The organism is Nocardia brasiliensis, from assembly GCF_011801125.1.
Classification (GTDB): domain Bacteria; phylum Actinomycetota; class Actinomycetes; order Mycobacteriales; family Mycobacteriaceae; genus Nocardia; species Nocardia brasiliensis_C.
In genome coordinates this window covers 3,230,223-3,248,724 of sequence record NZ_CP046171.1, presented here as the reverse complement: position 1 = coordinate 3,248,724, position 18,502 = coordinate 3,230,223, and the positions used below count along the sequence as shown (strand labels likewise).

12 protein-coding genes and 1 tRNA gene are annotated in these 18,502 nt (G+C 67.4%); 8 read left to right on the top strand and 5 right to left on the bottom strand.

Annotation, left to right across the window (positions count from 1 at the left end; genetic code table 11):
* Positions 1-5: 5 nt before the first annotated feature.
* Positions 6-503 carry a YbaB/EbfC family nucleoid-associated protein gene (locus F5X71_RS14835; RefSeq protein WP_167462485.1) on the bottom strand — a complete coding sequence of 166 codons (498 nt, stop codon included), beginning with the start codon at positions 501-503 and terminating at the stop codon, positions 6-8.
* A 243-nt stretch (positions 504-746) separates the two neighbouring features.
* Between F5X71_RS14835 and F5X71_RS14830 the strand changes: the two genes are divergently transcribed.
* From F5X71_RS14830 to F5X71_RS14820, 3 genes are read left to right on the top strand one after another with little or no spacing between them, the layout of a single operon-like run.
* Positions 747-1,166: a YbaB/EbfC family nucleoid-associated protein gene (locus F5X71_RS14830; RefSeq protein ID WP_167462484.1), complete on the top strand. Its 420-nt coding sequence runs from the start codon at positions 747-749 to the stop codon at positions 1,164-1,166.
* Between the two features lie 18 nt (positions 1,167-1,184).
* Positions 1,185-11,558, top strand: a complete 10,374-nt coding sequence (locus F5X71_RS14825) for a hypothetical protein (protein ID WP_167462483.1) — start codon at positions 1,185-1,187, stop codon at positions 11,556-11,558.
* Position 11,559: 1 nt separating this feature from the next.
* Positions 11,560-11,889, top strand: coding sequence for a WXG100 family type VII secretion target (locus F5X71_RS14820; RefSeq protein WP_167462482.1), 330 nt, complete (start codon positions 11,560-11,562; stop codon positions 11,887-11,889).
* Between the two features lie 36 nt (positions 11,890-11,925).
* Here F5X71_RS14820 and F5X71_RS14815 read toward each other — a convergent pair whose 3' ends face one another.
* Both F5X71_RS14815 and F5X71_RS14810 read right to left on the bottom strand, forming a co-directional pair.
* Positions 11,926-12,351: a tautomerase family protein gene (locus F5X71_RS14815; protein WP_167462481.1), complete on the bottom strand. Its 426-nt coding sequence runs from the start codon at positions 12,349-12,351 to the stop codon at positions 11,926-11,928.
* 25 nt (positions 12,352-12,376) lie between these two features.
* Positions 12,377-13,075 carry an SDR family oxidoreductase gene (locus F5X71_RS14810; protein ID WP_167462480.1) on the bottom strand — a complete coding sequence of 233 codons (699 nt, stop codon included), beginning with the start codon at positions 13,073-13,075 and terminating at the stop codon, positions 12,377-12,379.
* Between the two features lie 92 nt (positions 13,076-13,167).
* On the opposite strand from F5X71_RS14810, the gene F5X71_RS14805 reads away from it, so the two are divergent.
* Complete coding sequence (locus F5X71_RS14805; protein WP_203218341.1) at positions 13,168-13,641, top strand: winged helix-turn-helix transcriptional regulator; 474 nt, start codon at positions 13,168-13,170, stop codon at positions 13,639-13,641.
* A gap of 133 nt (positions 13,642-13,774) precedes the next feature.
* Here the strand turns inward: F5X71_RS14805 and F5X71_RS14800 are convergent, their stop codons facing one another.
* Positions 13,775-14,575 carry an SDR family NAD(P)-dependent oxidoreductase gene (locus F5X71_RS14800; RefSeq protein WP_167462478.1) on the bottom strand — a complete coding sequence of 267 codons (801 nt, stop codon included), beginning with the start codon at positions 14,573-14,575 and terminating at the stop codon, positions 13,775-13,777.
* 59 nt (positions 14,576-14,634) lie between these two features.
* On the opposite strand from F5X71_RS14800, the gene F5X71_RS14795 reads away from it, so the two are divergent.
* Together F5X71_RS14795 and F5X71_RS14790 are read left to right on the top strand one after the other, a co-directional pair.
* A complete protein-coding gene (locus F5X71_RS14795) occupies positions 14,635-15,429 on the top strand; it encodes an enoyl-CoA hydratase/isomerase family protein (protein ID WP_238815900.1) in 795 nt (264 codons plus the stop codon).
* Between the two features lie 831 nt (positions 15,430-16,260).
* Entirely contained in the window at positions 16,261-16,452 is a 192-nt protein-coding gene (locus F5X71_RS14790) for a hypothetical protein (protein ID WP_167462477.1), read from the top strand.
* A gap of 470 nt (positions 16,453-16,922) precedes the next feature.
* Here F5X71_RS14790 and F5X71_RS14785 read toward each other — a convergent pair whose 3' ends face one another.
* Positions 16,923-17,678, bottom strand: a complete 756-nt coding sequence (locus F5X71_RS14785; protein ID WP_275106783.1) for a GAF and ANTAR domain-containing protein — start codon at positions 17,676-17,678, stop codon at positions 16,923-16,925.
* A gap of 165 nt (positions 17,679-17,843) precedes the next feature.
* On the opposite strand from F5X71_RS14785, the gene F5X71_RS14780 reads away from it, so the two are divergent.
* Positions 17,844-17,917, top strand: a tRNA-Pro gene (locus F5X71_RS14780).
* Positions 17,918-18,090: 173 nt separating this feature from the next.
* Positions 18,091-18,303, top strand: a complete 213-nt coding sequence (locus tag F5X71_RS14775; RefSeq protein WP_167462476.1) for a hypothetical protein — start codon at positions 18,091-18,093, stop codon at positions 18,301-18,303.
* The last annotated feature ends 199 nt before the right edge of the window (positions 18,304-18,502 follow it).

Genomic DNA, 18,502 nt, shown 5'->3' with positions numbered 1-18,502 from the left:
CGGCCTCAGTCGTCGTGGTCGCTGACCATCGACCGTCGCCCCTCGAACGGTGCCGCGTCACCGAAGCCGGTGTCCGCGTCGTCATAGCGCCGCTGCGGCGAATGCGGCGGCGCGCACGACACCGGCGGCGCGGTCGGCGCGACCGAACCGAGGTCCGGCGCGTCCTCGAGCAGATCGGACAGCCGCGGCAACTGAGATTTGCGCTCCCGCAACGGTTCCATGAGCAACCTGGTCTGCTGGGTCACCTTGCGCGCGGCGGCCTGCACCACCTCGGTCATCGCCGCGGCGATCTCCTCGTGGCTCAGGTCGCCGATGTCGTCGGCGAAGCGGGTCTCGATCAGTACACCATCGGCGTTGACGGTCACCGTGATCCGCTTCTCGCAGGCGGTGGCGGTGGCGGTGAGCCGGGACCGATCCCGCTGGATCCGGGCGATGCCGAGCATCTGTTCGTGCAGCGCTTCCATCATCATCGCGGCATCGGCCTTCAGCCGTTCGTTCGCCACCAGAAGCCTCCAACATCGTCAGGTCGAGCCCGCTCGGCGACATGACGCCGAGCCCGGTTGTCACCCGAACAGATTCAACACCCGGCCGGTCAGGCGGAGATAAGCGCGAGCGTAAGCCCGGTGTAATTAATCGATAACCACGCATTATCGATGGCCTATCGGTGCGGTAGCGTTCGACCGAGGGGATCGGTGTGTGCAGACATCGTCGGGATCCGATTTCGTTGGGCAGCAGGAGAATTCGACGTGGACAACGACAGGACCAAGGGTGATCTCGCGGATCTGCTCGATACGGTCAATCTGCATATCCGCTCGATCGCCGAGGCGCAGCGACAACGCGTCGAATTGACCGCCACCGGCACGGCCGCGAAAGGCCGGGTACACATCACGGTCAATGCCGACGGCGTGGTCATCGAGACCCGATTCGCCGACGACATCGACGAATTGGACTACGACGAGATCGCCGACGCCGTCACCGAGGCCACCCAGGCGGCCGCCGCCGAGGTGGCCGAACGCGCGGAGAAACTGATCGCGCCGATCCGGCGTACCAGGTCGCGTCTGCCCAGCCTCTCCGAAATCGTCGCGGATCTACCGGATCTGACCGTGCGGGTGCCCGAGCCCCAGCGGGCCTCGTTCGAGACGCCCGCGGCCCGCGACTATCGCTGAGCCAGCGCCGGCCGACCTATGAGCATCGAAATGCCCTCGGGCCTGCAGTGGCTCAGCTATCTGGCAGGCGCGTCCTGGCCGAAGGGCGACGAGGACGCCTTGTTCGCGCTCGGCGACGATTGGCACACTGCGGCCACATCGCTGCACGAGGTGGTCGCGGCCCTGCGCGCCGCCTGCGACACCGCGCTGGCGAACTATTCCGGCGACGGCGAAGACAAGATGAAGGCCCAGTTCGACAAGTTCTTCACCGGCGATCAGTCGGTCGAGAAGATGTCCGAACAGCTGAAGCAGCTCGGAGATGCGGTCCGCCAGTGCGGTACCCAGGTCGAGTACTCCAAGCTACAGATCATCATCACCCTGGCGATCCTGGCCGCGGAGATCGCCTACGCGCTGGCGACTCTGTGGGGCGCGTGGGCGGTGCCCGCGATGGAGGCCGAGGCGGCGATCGTGTGCCAGACCATCGGCCAGCGCCTCGTTTCCGCCCTGGCGAGCCAGGCCACCCGGATGGCCTCGATGCCGATGTGGAAACTGGCCGCGATCGCCGGAATCAGCCAGGCCGGCATCGGTTTCGGCACCGACCTGCTGGTCCAGGGCATTCAGATCGGCAAGCACCACCGAGACGGCATGGATGTCAAACAGCTGTTCGTCTCGGCAGGCGTCTCCGGCATCTCGGGTCTGGTGGCCGCGCCGGTCGGCAGCATCGTCGGTAAGCAGCTCGGCAACTGGGTCGGTCACCAGTCGATGACGTGGTGGAAGGCGGGCGGCATCGCGATCGGCGCGGGCATTCCCGCCGGTGTGGTCGGCGCGGGCGCCGGAATCGTCGCCAACGGCGTCTTCACCGGGCAGTGGGAGTTCGATCCGGCCGCGATCATCGGCGGGGTGGGCGGCGGCCTGATCGGTGGCGTGCACGGTGTCGCCGAGCACGCCCGCACGGCCGCGATCATGAAGGCAGGCTACCTGGGCCTGCCCGATCCGCCGTTCGGTCTCGACGGCAGCCACGACCGGCCGGAGCGGATCGTCGAAATCGACGACAGCGCCAGCGTGTACTCCGACAGTCCCTCGCGCCACGGCGACCGGCAGCCGAACTACCGCTCGCCGTCGGTGCACACCGCGAGCTCCGAGGGGGATACTCGATCGACGAACTACGCCTCGTCACTGCATGATTCGGCGGGAAGCGGCCACCGAGCACAGGCGAACGGCAGCGTCACGTCCAATGCGCCGCTGACGCACAACGACTCGTCGTCCAACGGCAGCACACGCGCACAGTCCGCGGCGGGTTCGGCGCAACCGGGCCCACGCGACGAGACCCGGTCGGCACCGCCACCGCAGAGCTCCGCCCGAGTGGACGGACAATCCGCACCGCAGCCCCAGACCGCGTCATCCCGGAGCGAAGTCCAACCAACGCCCCAAGCGCAGGCGTCCTCGCGGATCGATGCGGCGTCCCAACCACAGGCCACGCCTCGCGCCGAGGGACAGCAGGCACCGCCGCAGCAGACCACACGCAGCGGCCTTGCCGCCGAAGTGACTGCGTCCCAACAGCAGACACAGCCGGTCAACGCGTCGGCCACCGGTTCCCCAGCCCCGCCCGCGCAGCCGCGGGTGGCCGCGCCCGAATTCGGTGGCAACCAGAATCAATCGGCCGCGGTGTCATCGAACCTCCACCAGCCGGGTGCGCCGACGTCGCAGTCTTCCATTGCACCGCAGTCCTTCCCATCGAGTGGCAGGCCCGAGGGGGCGCTGACGCAGTCGTCGTCCAACGCATCTGTGGGCTCTAATACATTGGGCGACAGGACTCCCCCTGCCCAGCCGATACCATCGCAATCCTCTCGGCCCAGCGTCGCCGCCATGGGCGACGGCTCCGCGCGTCCGCCGATCTCCGCGGGACTGCGCACCGAGGAGGCTCCGAACACCCAGCGCGCGGCAACCGCACCGCCCGCCGTCGCACAGCAGCTCCAGGGCGAGGCGACACCGGCGGCGCAAGAGCACCGGGCCACCCCGTCCCATCCGAGCTCACCAATCGAAACACCCAGGGACGCAGGCACGCCCGACGTGGCCGATTCGCTACCGCGCGCGCCCCGCGACCCTGATCTTTCCCCGGGTCAGCGCAGGGACTTCCCGGCGATTCCACGCTTCGACTCGGGCGCGCCGCCCGTGCCCACACCACCTGGGCCTCGCCTCGACCGCATACCGGGCGACCCCGAGAGCCTGTTCCGCGCGATCGATCACGCCACCGGCGGGAAGTACGGACCGGGGCCCGATGGTGTGCGCGCCAAGTTCGTGCGGGCACTACAAGACCGCAAAGACGAGGTGCTGCTCCGGTTCTCCCCCGACACCGAGGAGTTCCGGGAGGCCGCTCGCGAGATCGCCCGGCTCGACACCGCCCTGCGCACCGACCCCGATCATCCCGACCACCTCGCGTGGCTCGGCGAGCACGTGTTCCGGCAGTGGGACCTGGAATGGGAACGCGCGCAGGCCTTCGACCTCCAACTCGAGCGACTGGCCCGGCCCGGCGGGCCCGGCAACGAACTCGGCGCCTTCTTGATTCCCGAGGGCGCCGACGCCCTCGGCCTGCACCTCGTGGTGACCGACGATGCGGGCGCCGCACACCATTTCGGTCCGCCGCACCGTCCCGAGGTGGTCCTGGTCCGCCACGATGCGGGCGGCGGCCACTACGAGGCAGGTGACTCGGGCAGACCGCACCAACCCGACGGCAGTACCGGACACCTGTTCGGACCGCACGAATTGGCCACGGCGCCAAACCGATCCGATGGCAGCGCGGCGCACGGGCTCCCTGGCCACCGCAACGACTGCGGGCCGCTGGCACTCGACGAACTCTTCCGGTTGCACAACAGCCCGCACGTGCGTCCCCCGACCGGGCCGATCGGTCTGACCGGCATGAGCGCGGCGGAACTCCAGCACGCCGCCGGGGCGCCGCTGCAGCTGTTCGACGGCCACGACGGCCTCGCCCGGCACTTGGGCGAACTCGGCGACGGCGCGGCAGCGCTCATCGTGGACACCTATCGCGGCCCGGCCGATCAGCACGGGGTGGGCGCACACGCCTATCTGCTCGTCAACGAGCAGGGCACGATCATGGTGCGCGATCCGAGCACCGGCGCCGACCGCCCGTTCATCGCGCAGACCCCGGCGCACGTCGAGAGCACCCATGCGGTGCTCTACACGCCCACCGGGCTCCCCCACTCCGTCGAGTCCCTCGGCTCACATCCGCTGCCCGGCGTGCGAATCGGCGCGATCGACCCGTACCCGCGCAGCGACACGTTTCCGATCGGGAAATTCCTCGACGGGTTCGGCGGCATCAAGTACCCGCCGGGGACCGAGCTGTCCATCTCGACCGCCGACCGGGGCACGCTGCGCGTCGAATTCACCGCCGACGAGCACGTGGTACTGCGCAACGACAACGATGCGCCCGATACGGTGCACCGCCGCGGTGTCGACGATTTCTGGAACCTGCTCCGTGACGACCACGAGACGCTCGGGGCGCACGAGATCACCGTCATCCAGCCTGCGCATGTCGGATCCGACGGCCGCCGCATCTGGGAGGTATCCGAGCTACGAAACGAATTGCGGCAGAATGGTTTCGACTCACGAACCAGCATCGCATTCCACGACGCCGACGGCCCGAGGACCGCGATCGTCCGTAAAGACGGCGCCATCGAGATCCGCAAGCCCGACGCCGACCGGTTCGCGCGACCCGAGATCATCAGCAGAGCGGAGTTCGAGACCCGGCTCGAGCAGGGCGGGGCACGCGCCGTCGAGGTGACGCTGCCGGTACCCGACTCCTGGTATCGGGTCGCGCCGGGTCCGAACAACCTGTTCCCCACCCTGGCCCGCATCCTGAACACCGAGGACGTGCAGTCGTTGCGCCAGGAGGTCGCCGGGCACCTGCAACAGCACCAGGACTTCTACGCCGCATGGATCTCGAACGATGAGCTCGACTCGCTGTGGAGCAACCCGGAGAACCACCAGGACCCGTCGTTCCAGTCTTGGATATATGAGCACCGTGCCGAACTGCTCGCCTACGAGATATCGGCGCTGTACTACGAATCGACCGACAGCGGCTATCACTTCAACCACCCGGCGAAGCCCGACTTCGCGCTGTACGCCGCGACGCGCGCCAAACAGATGAACATCACCACCCTCGATCCGAACCAGGTGCGCAACGAGATTCCGAACATTCCGGGGCGGCCGCAGATCTTCCTGCGCCGCGCGGAGGACGGCGCTTACGAGGTCGGCATCAATCGTGACGGCGCGATGTTCTCGGTGGTGCGCCCGGACCAGCACCCGGAACCGAGTGGCCCGCCCGTCATTTCGCGGGAGAACATTCCCGCGCCGCGTACCCGGATGCTGGCCGGTGGGCCGGAGCCACTGCTCGAAGGCGCCGCGCTGCGCAAGCGCTATCTCGGCGAAGGGCGACCGCTGTTGCCGTGGAGCTCGCTCGAACAGCACGGCTCCGCATCGGATTTCGCGCAGCATCCGCTCACCCACTTCCATACGCCCATCCACTACATGGACAGCGCCGAACGTGAGACGCATCGGGTGTTCGTCGGCCCCGACGGCAGGCTGTACAACGTCCGCGACGGACAACCGTTCGACACCACGGGCACCAACGGCACGATCTTCGTGATGGACGAGTTCGGCAACCTGTACGCCGCCGAGAAGAAGCACGGCCTGATCCAGCACTCCACCTTCTTCGGCGGCCGCATCATCTGCGCCGCGGGTTTCATCGACGCCGTCGACGGACACCTCACCCAGATCATGGACAGCAGCGGGCATTACATGCCCGACTCGCAGATGAACGACTACGCGATCGCGTTGCTGCGCACGCAGGGCCTGCAGATCGGCGGCGACTTCCAGCGGGTGTACATGTCCCACGACGGTCAATGGGTGACGCGGGAGTTCAGTGTCGAGAACCGGATCCAACAGGAAGCACTCGAGCGCGCGCAACGCATCCTCGAACACGGTCCGACCCCGACCCGCCCGTTCAAGATCTACCGAACCGACCAAGCACAGGATCAACTCGGCTGGCACGACTTCCGGCCCGGCACCACGGTCACCTTCCACGGGGACAACTTCGCCACCGAGGCCACGGCGACGCACGGGCAGCGATTCCACGTCGTCGATCGCCAGCAGGACGGCGCGCAACAGGAGCGCACCTACAATCTCGGCCCGGATGCCCTGCAGCGCATGGCTTTCGAGCGCGACGTCGAGTCCGTCAAAGTCGAGCAGCCCGAATTCCCGGTGCGGAACCGTCCCGAGCTGCCACCCGGCTTCGACGAACACCTGAACCAGTGCGGACCGCTGGCTCTGCACGAACTGGTCACCACGACCGGCAGCACCACCGCCGAGGTGCCCGACCACCCGGTCGGGCTCAACGGGATGAGTGCCGAGGAGTTCCAGTTCTACGCGGGCGCCCCGCTGCAGTCCTTCGCCGATCACCGGGCGATCGGTCAGCACCTGCTCGACCTAGGGCCAGGTGCGACGGCCCTGGTGGTCGACGGGTACCGCGGTCCCACCGATGCACACGGAATCGGCGCGCACGCTTACCTTTTCACCAACGACGACGGCACCGTCGTGGTGAAGGACCCGAGCCTCGGCACCGAGTACCCACTCACGCACCACACGGTCTCCGATATCGACACCGTGCACGCCGTCGTGTACACCCCCACCGGGGAGCCACGCACGGTCGACCAGGCCGTCTCGCATCCGCTGCCCGCGGGCCGCATCGGTGCGCCACACGACGAGAGCACCCATCGTTACGGCATCACCGATTTCCTCGCGAAGTTCGACGGCTCGGAATATCCGGTAGGCACGAAGATTCGGCTCCAGGGATCGGGGCAGGAGACCCTGGCGACGTTCACGAGCGAAGAAGCGGTGATGATCAGCGATCTCCGCGACACCTCCAATCCGCCGCTGTTTCATTCGATCGACGACTTCTGGGATCAGTTGCGATCCGAGTACCCGACGATGGGGATCGAGCACGCCGAGGTGGTGCAGCCTGCCTTCAACGGCGCGACCACCGCCCGCGTCCGGGAGATCTCCGAGGTCACCGCCGCGCTCTCGCGCAACGAATACACCACCGGCACGATCATCGAATTCCAGGGCGACAGCGCCGTGATCGTCCGTCGCGACGGCGCGCTCGATCTGTATCAGATGGAATTCTCCGACCCCGGCCGGGCGCGCGTCATCAGCCGCGCGGAGTTCGAGAACCTGATCATCGACCGCGAGGTGCAATCGGCCAAGGTGGAGCTGCCAACGCCGGATTCGTGGTTCCGCATCGGCACCGGGGACGAGCAGCTGTTCCCCACGCTGGCAAGGATTCTGAACGAGTCCGATCCCGCGGCCCTGCAGAAGGGCCTCGCCAGTTATCTCAGGCAGAACGCCGGCCGGTTCGTCCCGATGATCACCAACGACCGCCTCGACGCGGCCTGGCGACATCCCGAGAACCATCGCAATCCCCGGTTCGAGGAATGGATGCGCGAGCAGCGGGCGCAGCTGCTCGGGAACGAGATCCTCGCGCTGCGCGGCGGATCCGGCGGTAGCGACAACCGAGCCGCGGGCCCGAGCCGCCCTGAGTTCGCGATGTTCGCCGCGGCGGCCCAGCACAAGATGAACCTCATCACGCTGGACTCCGGGCAACCGCGCGAGGAATTCCTCTTCGGCGGATCGCGCCGCCCGGCAATCTTCCTGCGTCGTCCCGAGACCGGCGGTTACGAGGTGGGCGTCGCCGAGGACGGCACGCTGTTCTCCACGGTGAAACCGAGCCTGCCGGACCCGGGCGACGGCACGGAAACCCCGATCCCGCGCGACGAGATCCCGCCTCCGCACACCACGATGCGCGCCGGCGGACCAGAACCCCCGCTCGACGCCACCGCCCTGCGCAAGCGCTACATCTCCGAACGGCGGCCGCTCGTCCCGGTCTCGGAGTTCGAAAGCTTCGGCAATCCAGCGGATTTCCAGGTGGACGCGCTGACCCACTTCCACACCCCGATCCACTACATGGACGCGGCCGAACGTGAGGCCCAGCGACGGTTCGTCGGTCCGGACGGCCGACTGTACAACGCCCACAACGGACTTCCCTTCGACACCAGGGGCAGCACGTCGTGGATCTTCGTGATGGACGAGTTCGGCAACTTCTACTCCACCGAGAAGAAGACGGGCCAGATCCAGCACTCGTCGTTCCTCGGCGGTCGAACCGTGTGCGGCGCAGGCTTTGTCGAGGTCTCCGGCGGCTACATCACCGGCATCATGGACAGCAGCGGCCACTACATGCCGCACTCCCAGATGAACGACTATGCCATCGCGTTCCTCCGCCACCAGGGCCTCCAGCTCGCCCCGGGGTTCGAGCGCCGGTTCATGGATCTCGAAGACAACTGGGCGATCCGCGACCCGGAGCTCGAAACCCGCATCCAGGACGCCGCACTCGACCGTTTGAACCGAATTCTGACCGAGGGGCCCACCCCGACACGACCATTCAAGATCCATCGGGTGGAGGAGTCCTACGCGTATCTACAGGAGTCGGATTTCCGCACCGGCACCACCTTCACCTTCCATGACAAGAACTTCACCACCACGGTGGTGGCCAAGGACAACGACGTGTTCGGCGTCACCGATCGCAGCAGGGACGGCTCGGGCCACCGGCGCGACTACGACGCCGACGCCGAAACCGTGATCGGCCTGATCGACGAGCGCGGCGTGGAGACCGTCAAGATCGAGCAGCCCGAGTACCCGCCCACCACGACGGTCCATGACGAGTCCGGCGTCGACCTGACCGCACTGCGCGAGGCCCTTCCCGCGACCGATGACCCGCCCCAGCCACATTCGGCCGATGAGCCGCCCGCGCACGCCGCGACCGAGGACGCCGCGCTCAACAACTGCGCGAAACTCTCGCTGGACACCATCGCCCACTGGACCGGCAGCGACGTGATCCGCACACCGGAGGACGCGGTCGGCCCGTCCGGAATGAGCGTGCGGGAGTTCGAGAATGCCGCGGGCGCCTCGATCGAGCACTTCCGCGATCACGCCGAGATCGCCTCGCACCTGTTCCGGCTCGGCGACGGGGCCGTCGCGGTGGTCATCGACTCCTTCTATGGCGCGCCCGATGAGCACGGTGTCGGCGCGCACGCCTTCCTGATCTCCAACGAGGACGGCGACATCGTCGTCACCGATCCCATCACCGGCGAGCAGTATCCGTTGCCGAGGGACGAGCACACGCCCGAGAATGTGCGCTCCACCGACGCGGTCGTCTTCACCGAGCAGGGCCAGCCGTACCGCACCGGCGCGGGCAGCGGTATCACCGGCGCCGAGGCAATCGGCGACGTTCGCATCGGTATGGGCGGTTCCGACGAGAAGCCCACCGACACCCCGTTCCGGATGGCCCAGCCCGACCCCGAACCCGGCGGCCCCAAACGTGCGCTCACCGGACTGTCACTACCCGACGGCGAGGGCCCCGCCGCGAAAACCACCCGGCTCACCGATGATTCGGGACCGGCCCGCCCGCAGACCGCGGCGGAATTCGCCGCCGCGAACCCCCACGCGAAGGTCACCGAGATCGACACGGGCAAACTGGCGGAGCGGCTCGACGGAAACAAGGCGATGAGCGGCATGACGGTGCTCTTCGGCGGAACCGACGACCCGGTCACAGCCACCGTGCTGCACGACGGCAACGTCCGCGTACACAGTACGAACACCGACGGCACCGCGTCACACGAGATCATCACCCGCGCGGATCTGCGACAGCTCATCGCCGACCGGAACGTCGACGCGGTGGCCTACGCCGCGCCGACACCGGCCGCCTGGTATCAGCCGCGCAACGACGGTGAGATGGTGTTCTCCACGATCGCGCACGTGCTCAACGCCCCCGATCCGCAGAAATTGCGCAACGACGTGGCGGCCATGCTCCGGCAGGATCCGCTGAAGTTCAGCGAGCGCTTCATCCCACCCGGCTACCAGGCGAAAATGCGCCAGGCCCAGCAACACTGGAACACCATAGCCGCGCAGCGGGATTCGATGTCCGACGAGGCGTACTCGAAGGCGCGGGCCACGCAACTGCGACAGGTTCGCGCCATCAACACCGAACGCACACAGCAGTTTCTGCGACAGATCGAAGCGCTACGCGCCGGCGAGACCACCTACGGTGACTATCGCGGCGGCAGAATGGATTTCATGTTGGCCGCGGCCGGTCGCCGGCTGAAGCTGAATATCCTGCTGGAACTGGCCAACGGCTATCAGGAGCGCTTCACCATGGATCCGGCGAAGCCCTACATCTTCCTGAAGGTCTTCGATGACGACCACTACGAGATCGGCGTCGACCACCGAGGCGATCTGTTCTCGGCCATGCCGCCGATCCCGCACGAACTCTCGGCGGCCACCGGGGACATCGTGGCGAAGGCGGACATCCCGCCCAAGTTCACCGAGATGCTCGCGAGCGCGCAGCGGCCCGCGCTCTCGGGTGCTGCGGTGCAGTACAGCTATTTCGCGGAGAACCGCCCGATGCGCGTCGACACCGGCCTGCTCGACCGGCTGCCCGCCGATCGCGCGGATACCCTGCGGGAGCTGATCGATTCGGGCGCGCTCGCGGACCGGCCCAGGATCAACCCGACCCGGCACTACCCCACTCCCGTCCACTACATGGACGAGCTGGAACGCGAGACCCACCGGTTGTTCATCGGCCCCGGCGGTCGCTTCTTCCGTGCCTTCGACGGCAAGCTCTTCGATACCACCGTGGCCGAAAAGCAAGGCCACCTACCGTTGTTCGTCGAGGACGAGTTCGGGAACTTCTATGCGGCCGTCAAGGTGCCCGGCGTTATTCAGCATTCGTCGTTCTTCGGCGGCCGCATCGTCACGGGCGCGGGGTTCGTGACCGCGACAGACGGCTTCGTCACCAGCATTCTCAGCAGCAGCGGACACTACCGGCCCGGCACCGAGTTCAACGACAATGCGCTGGCCGTGCAGCGGGCGCGCGGCCTGGTCCTGCATCCGCAGTTCTCCAGCAGCGACTCTCACCTCACGCCCCGGCCGGCCGACCTCGAGCGAGTCGCGCAGGCCGATGCGCTGGCACGGGCCCAACGCCTGCTGGACCAGCCGGACACCGCAACGCCACCGCAGGTGCGGTACTACCGAACCGACCAGGAGGACCATCTCGCCGCGCTGTCCGAACTCGCCGAACAGGGCCTCCCGCAGGGTGGTTCGGCCCACTTCACCGACGGCGCGCTGAGCACGACCGTCACTTTCGCCGATGGTAGATACGAGGTTCGCGATGTCGACCAGAAGCGACACGTGAGCACCCGGACACTGACCGCGGCCGAGCTGATCGCACTGATCACCGAGCGCGAGATCGCGAGCATCGCAGTGACCACACCAGGAACGGAGCAGTAGCATGGGTAAACCGGTAGAGCTCGAGCCGGAGGGTTTGCGCCGCGCCGCGAACGGATTCGACGATGTCGCCGACCGCACCAAGAAGCTGCTCGACACCCTGAAGTCGTCGTCGGACAGCAAGGGCGAGCCCTGGGGCGACGACCACGCGGGCGAGAAGTTCGCCGACGGCGAGAAGGGCTACAAGAAGAACCGCGACAACACCTTCTCCTCGGTCTCCACCCTCGTAGACGTCCTGCGCCAGAATGCGAAGAACCTACGCGACTCAGCGACCATGTTCGAGGAGAACGAGCACGACCTGGCCAACCGGGACAAACGCGACCAACGCCCCTAGCCTGGATCACGCGGGAGCCGTTGCAGGGTGGTCGGATCAGTATGGGAGCGCTGAATTCTGTTCGGCCCAGAGCTTTTCGGCCTCGGAGCCGCCCGGTGGAGGTACCTGGCCGTTGATCATCCAGAGGTCGGCGCTGGTTTCGTCGACATGGAACTCCCAGTGCAAGTCGGTGTGCTTGGTCAGGTGCGGGTGCAGGATGGACTTGACCCACTGGGCGGTTCGGCGGCGGCTTTCCTGATCGGGGTTGTGGCGGGCGATGTGGTCGATCACGATCCGCACCCCGGCCGAGGCGGGCTCACCGCCGACGTAGAAGTCCTCGGTGCGAGTCTCCTGGAACAGGGTGATGACGTAGAACCGCGGCAAGCCCACCTTTTCGTAGTGGTCGGCGATGCGCGCCGCCAGCCGCCCCTTCTCGTCGTCGCTGAGGATTCCCGGCGTGTGATGGATGGTCCACAGTGGCATGGCTTTTCGTACTCCTCGGGTGAATTCAGCGGGCGGCGAAGGTCAGCTGCTCGACCGGACCGGACAGGGCGGCCTTCACTTCCACGGTGACGGCGTCGGCGAGCACCTCGGTGTCTCCCGCCACGACGCCGTCCAGGATGCGGGCGGCGATCTCGACCGGTGCGGCCTTGGGTCGCGTGATGGCGGCGACCATGTCGGTGTCGATGAAGCCGGCGTGCACGCCGACGACCTGCGTGTGCTGGCGCGCCAATTCGACCCGCAGCGAATTGGTGACCGACCAGGCCGCCGCCTTGGACGCCCCGTACGCGCCGCTGCCCGCCAACCAGGACAGCACCGAGTGCATGTTCACCAGTGCCCCACCACCGTTGGCGGCCAGGATCGGCGCGAACGCCCGCGCCACACGCAGCGGTCCGAACACGTTCACGTCGAATGTCTCGGTGACACTGTCGAATTCACCCGCCACCAGCGACGAGGGCAGCAGGATGCCCGCATTGTTGAACACGAGCTCGGCATCGGATGCCCGCTCCGCGAGCGCCGCGACCGAAGCGGCGGAGCGCACCTCGAGTTCCGCGGTCACCACCTCCGGCCTGTCGTCCGCATACGCCGAGCGCGCGGTGGCATACACCTTGCGCGCACCACGCGCCAACAGCTCCTCGACCAGCGCCGCGCCCAGGCCGCGCCGGCCCCCGGTCACCACGGCCACTTTGCCCGCTATCGAAACCATCGAGTCCTCCATCTAACTAACGTTGTCGTTAGTTAGATGGAAGCACGCCACCCCTGACTAACGCAAGCGTTAGTTATAATGACCAGGTGGCGATGGAGTTCGAGGAGAAATTGCGCGACCGCACCGCGTGGTCGATCGGCGACGGCTGCTCGGCCGAGCGCGTACTCGGCTTGCTCAGCACCAAGACAGTGTTCCTTGTGGTCCGCGAATGCTTCTACGGCACAACACGGTTCGAGGACTTCGTGAGCCGCATCGGCGCCTCCGCGCCCGCCGTGTCCCGGGCACTCAAACAGCTGGAGAGCGCGGGCGTCGTCGCCCGCGTGCCCTACCAGGAGCCGGGAAAGCGGATCCACGACGAATACCGGCTCACCGAATCGGGCGAGGATCTGCTGCCGGTGTTCCTGGCACTGATGCAGTGGGGCGACAAATACCTGCAGGACGGCCGCCCGCCACTGACCTTCGTCGACGCGGACACCGGCCGCACCCTGCGGGTCCGGGTCACCGCCGACCCGGTGCCCGAACCCGCCTCCGACGACATCCGGATCCGGCTGAATCCGGCTAGGTGAGCACACGCGCGGTCGCCACCCCCTGAACCGACCTCGGCTCCCCTACTTCGATCACGGCTCGCCCCTGAACGGCTCGGCCGGTCGGAGTGCGGTACCGCCCGACCACGGGTAGGCCCGCGACACTCGCACCGGCTCAGGTGATCTTCCGGTAGGCCGCACGGATGAGCGGGCCGATCAGTCCGCGCGGCGTGTACTGACCGGCGAAGGTCTGCACCTTGGCGAAAACACCGGGCACCACCCGGCGCTTACCCGCGGCCATACCCGAGATCGCCTCGGCCGCAGCCTGTTCGGCGCTCACCCAGCACAGATCGGGCAGCGCGTGGTCGAGCTTCGGTACCTCGGCCACCGCGGCGTACTCCGTGCGGACCGGGCCCGGGGCAAGCAGTGTGCAGTGCACGCCGGAGCCGGCCAATTCGCCGTGCAATGACTCGGCCAGGGTGTTGGCAAAGGCCTTTCCGGCGGCATAGGTCGCGTTGCCAGGGCCGGGCTGATTCCCCGTGGTGGAACCGGTGATGAGGATCGCGCCCGCGTCCCGGCGCACCATGCCGGGCAGTACGGCCAGCGTCAACTCGTGCACCGCGACGCAGTTCAGCTCGACCTGCCTGCGCTCCCGGATCGGATCAGCCTGCGCGAGTTCGCCATAGGTAGCGAAGCCGGCGTTGTTGCACAGCACGGCGATCTCCCGCTCGGACAGCTCGGCACACAGCTTCGCGCGGGCTTCCCGATCGGACAGGTCGACGGCACGGATCTCGGCCTCGACCCCGTGGCTGTCCGCCAACCGGTCGGCGAGTGCGCGCAGGCGATCGGCCCGCCGCGCCACCAGGATCAGCGAATACCCCTGGCGGGCCAGGCCTTCCGCAAGCGCCACGCCGATGCCCGAGGAAGCCCCGGTGACGACGGCGCGTGCGGTACGCGTTGGCGGGGGCAAACTCATGAAGTTCTCCTCGATCTCAGTATTGCTGGGCACGCGCACCGTCACGGCAAGAACGCACCGTGCCCGACGACCCGCTCGCGAACATCGCGCTCGACGTGGTGTGTCAGCCTCGTCCCGGCGACGAGAGACGCTATCTTGCCCGAATGCCGTATCTGCGACGAGAAGGACCGGTGTTCATCGCGCATCTGGGCAACAGGGATGAACGGGACACAGAGAACAGATTCAACCCCGAGTGGATCGCCGCGCTGGACGCCATACTCGACGAGGCGACCGGCACCGGCGGACCGGCCGCCCTGGTCACGACGGGCACGGGCAAGTTCTACTCGACCGGCGCCGACCTGGATTGGGCCGCAACGCATCCCGACGACATCGACGCCTATCTGACCGATCTGCAATGCCTGCTCGCCCGGATCCTCACGCTGCCGATTCCGACCGTGGCCGCGTTGAACGGTCACGTCTTCGGGGCGGGTGCGTTCCTCGCGGTCGCCCACGACCGCCGGATCATGCGCAGCGACCGCGGGTATTTCTGCTTCCCCGGCGTGACCCTGGGCGCCGATTACGCCCGGGCGTCGGTCGAACTGATCCAGTCCCGGTTGCCCGCGCATCTGGCCCACCACGTTCTGGTATCCGGCCAGCGCTACAACGGCCCGGACGCGCTCACCGCCGGCCTGGTCGACGCCGTCGCCGACGACGAGGCCGTCCTACCGGCCGCGATCCGATACGCCGAGGGACTCGCGCACACCAGCGGACCGGTCCTGGGTCACATCAAGTCGTGCCTGCACACCGGCGCGGCGAGCGCCCTGCGCGAGCCGGTCACCGGATACAACCGCCACGCCCTCGTCGGCCGCTCCTGACCTTTCACAGCTCGTCGCCTCGGCGCCGGCCGAACCGCCGACTTCCGGTAGAGCTCACCGGGATACCTCGGCGCAACGCCGAGGCGACCTGAGCGGCACCTCGATTCGACACGGGGGCAGCCAGTTCGGGGCCATTCGCGATCGCACACACAAGCGCGCCTTTGGCTGCTACCCGAGCCCAGACCGGACGGGGTCGTGGGTGCGTGCGATGCCGAAGGCGGCGACCCGACCGGTGCCGAGAATGCCGCGCAGCGTACCCGAGCGTGCCCGCACCGACGAGCAAGCCAGTGACTGAACCGGTGATGGCGGGCCGGGCTCCACGCGAACCGCTCCCGATCCGACTCGGCGAGCTGTCTTTCGCCTTCTACCTGGTGCAGGATCCGATCATGGTGACGGTCACCCAAACCTGGATGAGCGACCACAGCTATGACATTCGAGGCTGGCTCGCCTGGTCCGCGATCTGCCTCGTGCTCTCGATCCTGCTCGGAGCGGCCGTATTTCGGTACGTGGACCGACCGATCACGCGGTGGGCACGGTCGCTCGATCGACACCGTGGCCAGCTGCCCAGTTCGGCTACCGCAGCAGACCCACCGCATCCAGGTAGACCCGGGTGAGCTGGTCGGCGAGCTCATCGATGTAGGCGCCGAGGAGGTCGGTGTCGGCTCGGCGTCCACCCATTCCTGCCCCGCGTAGACGACCGCGCCCATCGTCGCGATCGCGGCGAAAGCGAAGGGCCGCGAACCGATCTCGCCGCGCGCGGCCGCGATCTCGGCCTGCGCCACCAGCAGCCCGGCCAACCGCGTACGCCGCTCCCGCCGCCACACTTCCACCGTGCCGGCGACACGGACGATCTCGACGAAACACATGCGCGCGGCATGCCGACTCGGGCACGTCGCCGTCAGGAACGCACCCAACGGCCCGAGCGCGCGTCGCGAAATCGGCACAGGCGGCGTCGGCCAGGGCCGCGAGCACACGTTCGGCGCGAGCCCGTCGAACTGGCCCACCGCCGCGATCGACAACTGATCCAGCGCACCGAACCCTCGTAGAACGAGCGATACGAGACCCGCGCCGTCGTGCACAGTTCACCGATCGACATGCCTAGCCGCGCACCGAACAGCTACACTGCCGCGTCGAGCATCCGCCGCCGCTCCGCCACCCGCTCATCGGGGGTGCGGTCGCGATACACCCGCACCACCTCGTCTCGATTCCGCAATCACCGACGACAGAGCGTAGCGGCCCGCGTTGCGCGATCAGCAACACCGTAGGCAACCAGTCGCCGGGGTGTTCACCACACCGAGCGGCAGTGGAAGTCGAGCACCGTCGGGCTTGATCAGGGGGAACTGGTGGCGGCATCGCGCGAGAGGCTCCCGCCACCAGTTCCTCCTGATCACGCGACCGGGACGTAGCCGTCGCTCAGTTACGTGTCCGGCACTGGTCGCCGGAAGCCCTTCGGGGAGCGACAGAACGTCGACAACACGGACGGACGTCACGCGCTATCGACCATCTTTGCCGTGCGCGAGGATCACCCGCGCATCGATGGTTCGATCGACCACCGCACGCGCGAGATCCGGCAGCCGACCGCGGGAGTGGCGCGCGTAACCACGCAACGCCTGGAACGCCGTCTCCGGATCCAACTCCCCCTGCGCGGCCAGAATCCCCTTCGCCTGCTCGATCACGATCCTCGTCTGCAACGCGGACTGCAACTGCCCGTTCACCGTCCGATGCTCGGCAAGCTGACGCGCCCGCAAAATCGCGATGCTCGCGACATCCGCCAGCGCCTGCCCCACCACCAGATCATCCTCCGACAGGCGCTCCACCCCCGAACTGAACAGATTCAACGCCCCCACCCGATCCGCGCGCAGCCGCATCGGCAACGCGTACACCGACCGAAACCCCTCCACCAGAGCCTGTTTCGCGAACACCGGCCACCGATCCCCGGCCACCGCCAAATCCTCCGCGATCACCCGCTCCCCCGTCCGGTAGCACTGCACACAAGGCCCGTCCTGCGCCTGGACCTGCAGCAACTCCAGCCATCGCGTCGCCTCACTCGTCGAAGCCAGCACCCGCAACTCACCATCCGCCCGCGCCAACAACACCGCCGCCGTATCCACCCCCAACAACTCCACCGCCCGATCCAACAGCCCCTGCACCACGTCCACCGGGTCGTACTCCGCCACCAACGAGTCCGCCAGCTGCACGAACGCCTCAACCAGCCGCCGCTCCCGACTCATACCCGCCGCCTCCTTCACTCCCGGCATTCCTCTCACCCCGAATGCCCCACCCACCCGCCACCAATCCCCCAACCACCCCCCGTCACACCCCCAGATCCCCGTCCGCCACGCCGTCTACCAGCCGATTAGCTCCACCGCCCGCACCTGAGGTAATCTCTTCGAGCGCGCAGCAATGAGCGCAAACGGGCTGTGGCGCAGCTTGGTAGCGCACCTGACTGGGGGTCAGGTGGTCGCAGGTTCAAATCCTGTCAGCCCGACAGTAGAAAACCCCTTCTGACCTCGGTCGGAAGGGGTTTTGCCTCTCCGCGATCTCGCCGATTCGAGCCGGATCTCATAGCGGTCTCGCGCTTTTGCCGTAACCAGGCCGCTCACCCAGTGTTCGAGAACGTCGCGGTTGTCCGGCTCGATCTGGGACGTTGATGGGTGCGCCTTGGCCACCGCGGTGGTATCGCCCAGGTTCGGGCTGCACGTTCAATACAGGCGGAGTCCCGCTGCCGTCGACAGCCGCGTCCGCCTGCTGATCGCTCAGGCGGTCGGCACGCCCGTCGTTCCGGTATCCATCGTCGATGAACCCGCCGGGCTCAGCGCCGCCGAGCGGACCAACGATCAAATCAATTTCAACGAGCGCCGTATCCCGCGCTGACCAAGGCCGTGCTGGCCGACAGTGTGGCGGTGATGCTCGACCCGGCACTAGCGTCACCCCGTGTCGCGAAAGGCCAATCTACAACACGGAACAGGGTCAAGGGCTATGCCAAGATCGGGGCGCCCCGACTGCAGCGGCGTTGCGCGGTGACGGTCTAAGCCGGTGCCATCCGGCTACATCGAGGTATGAAACTCCTACT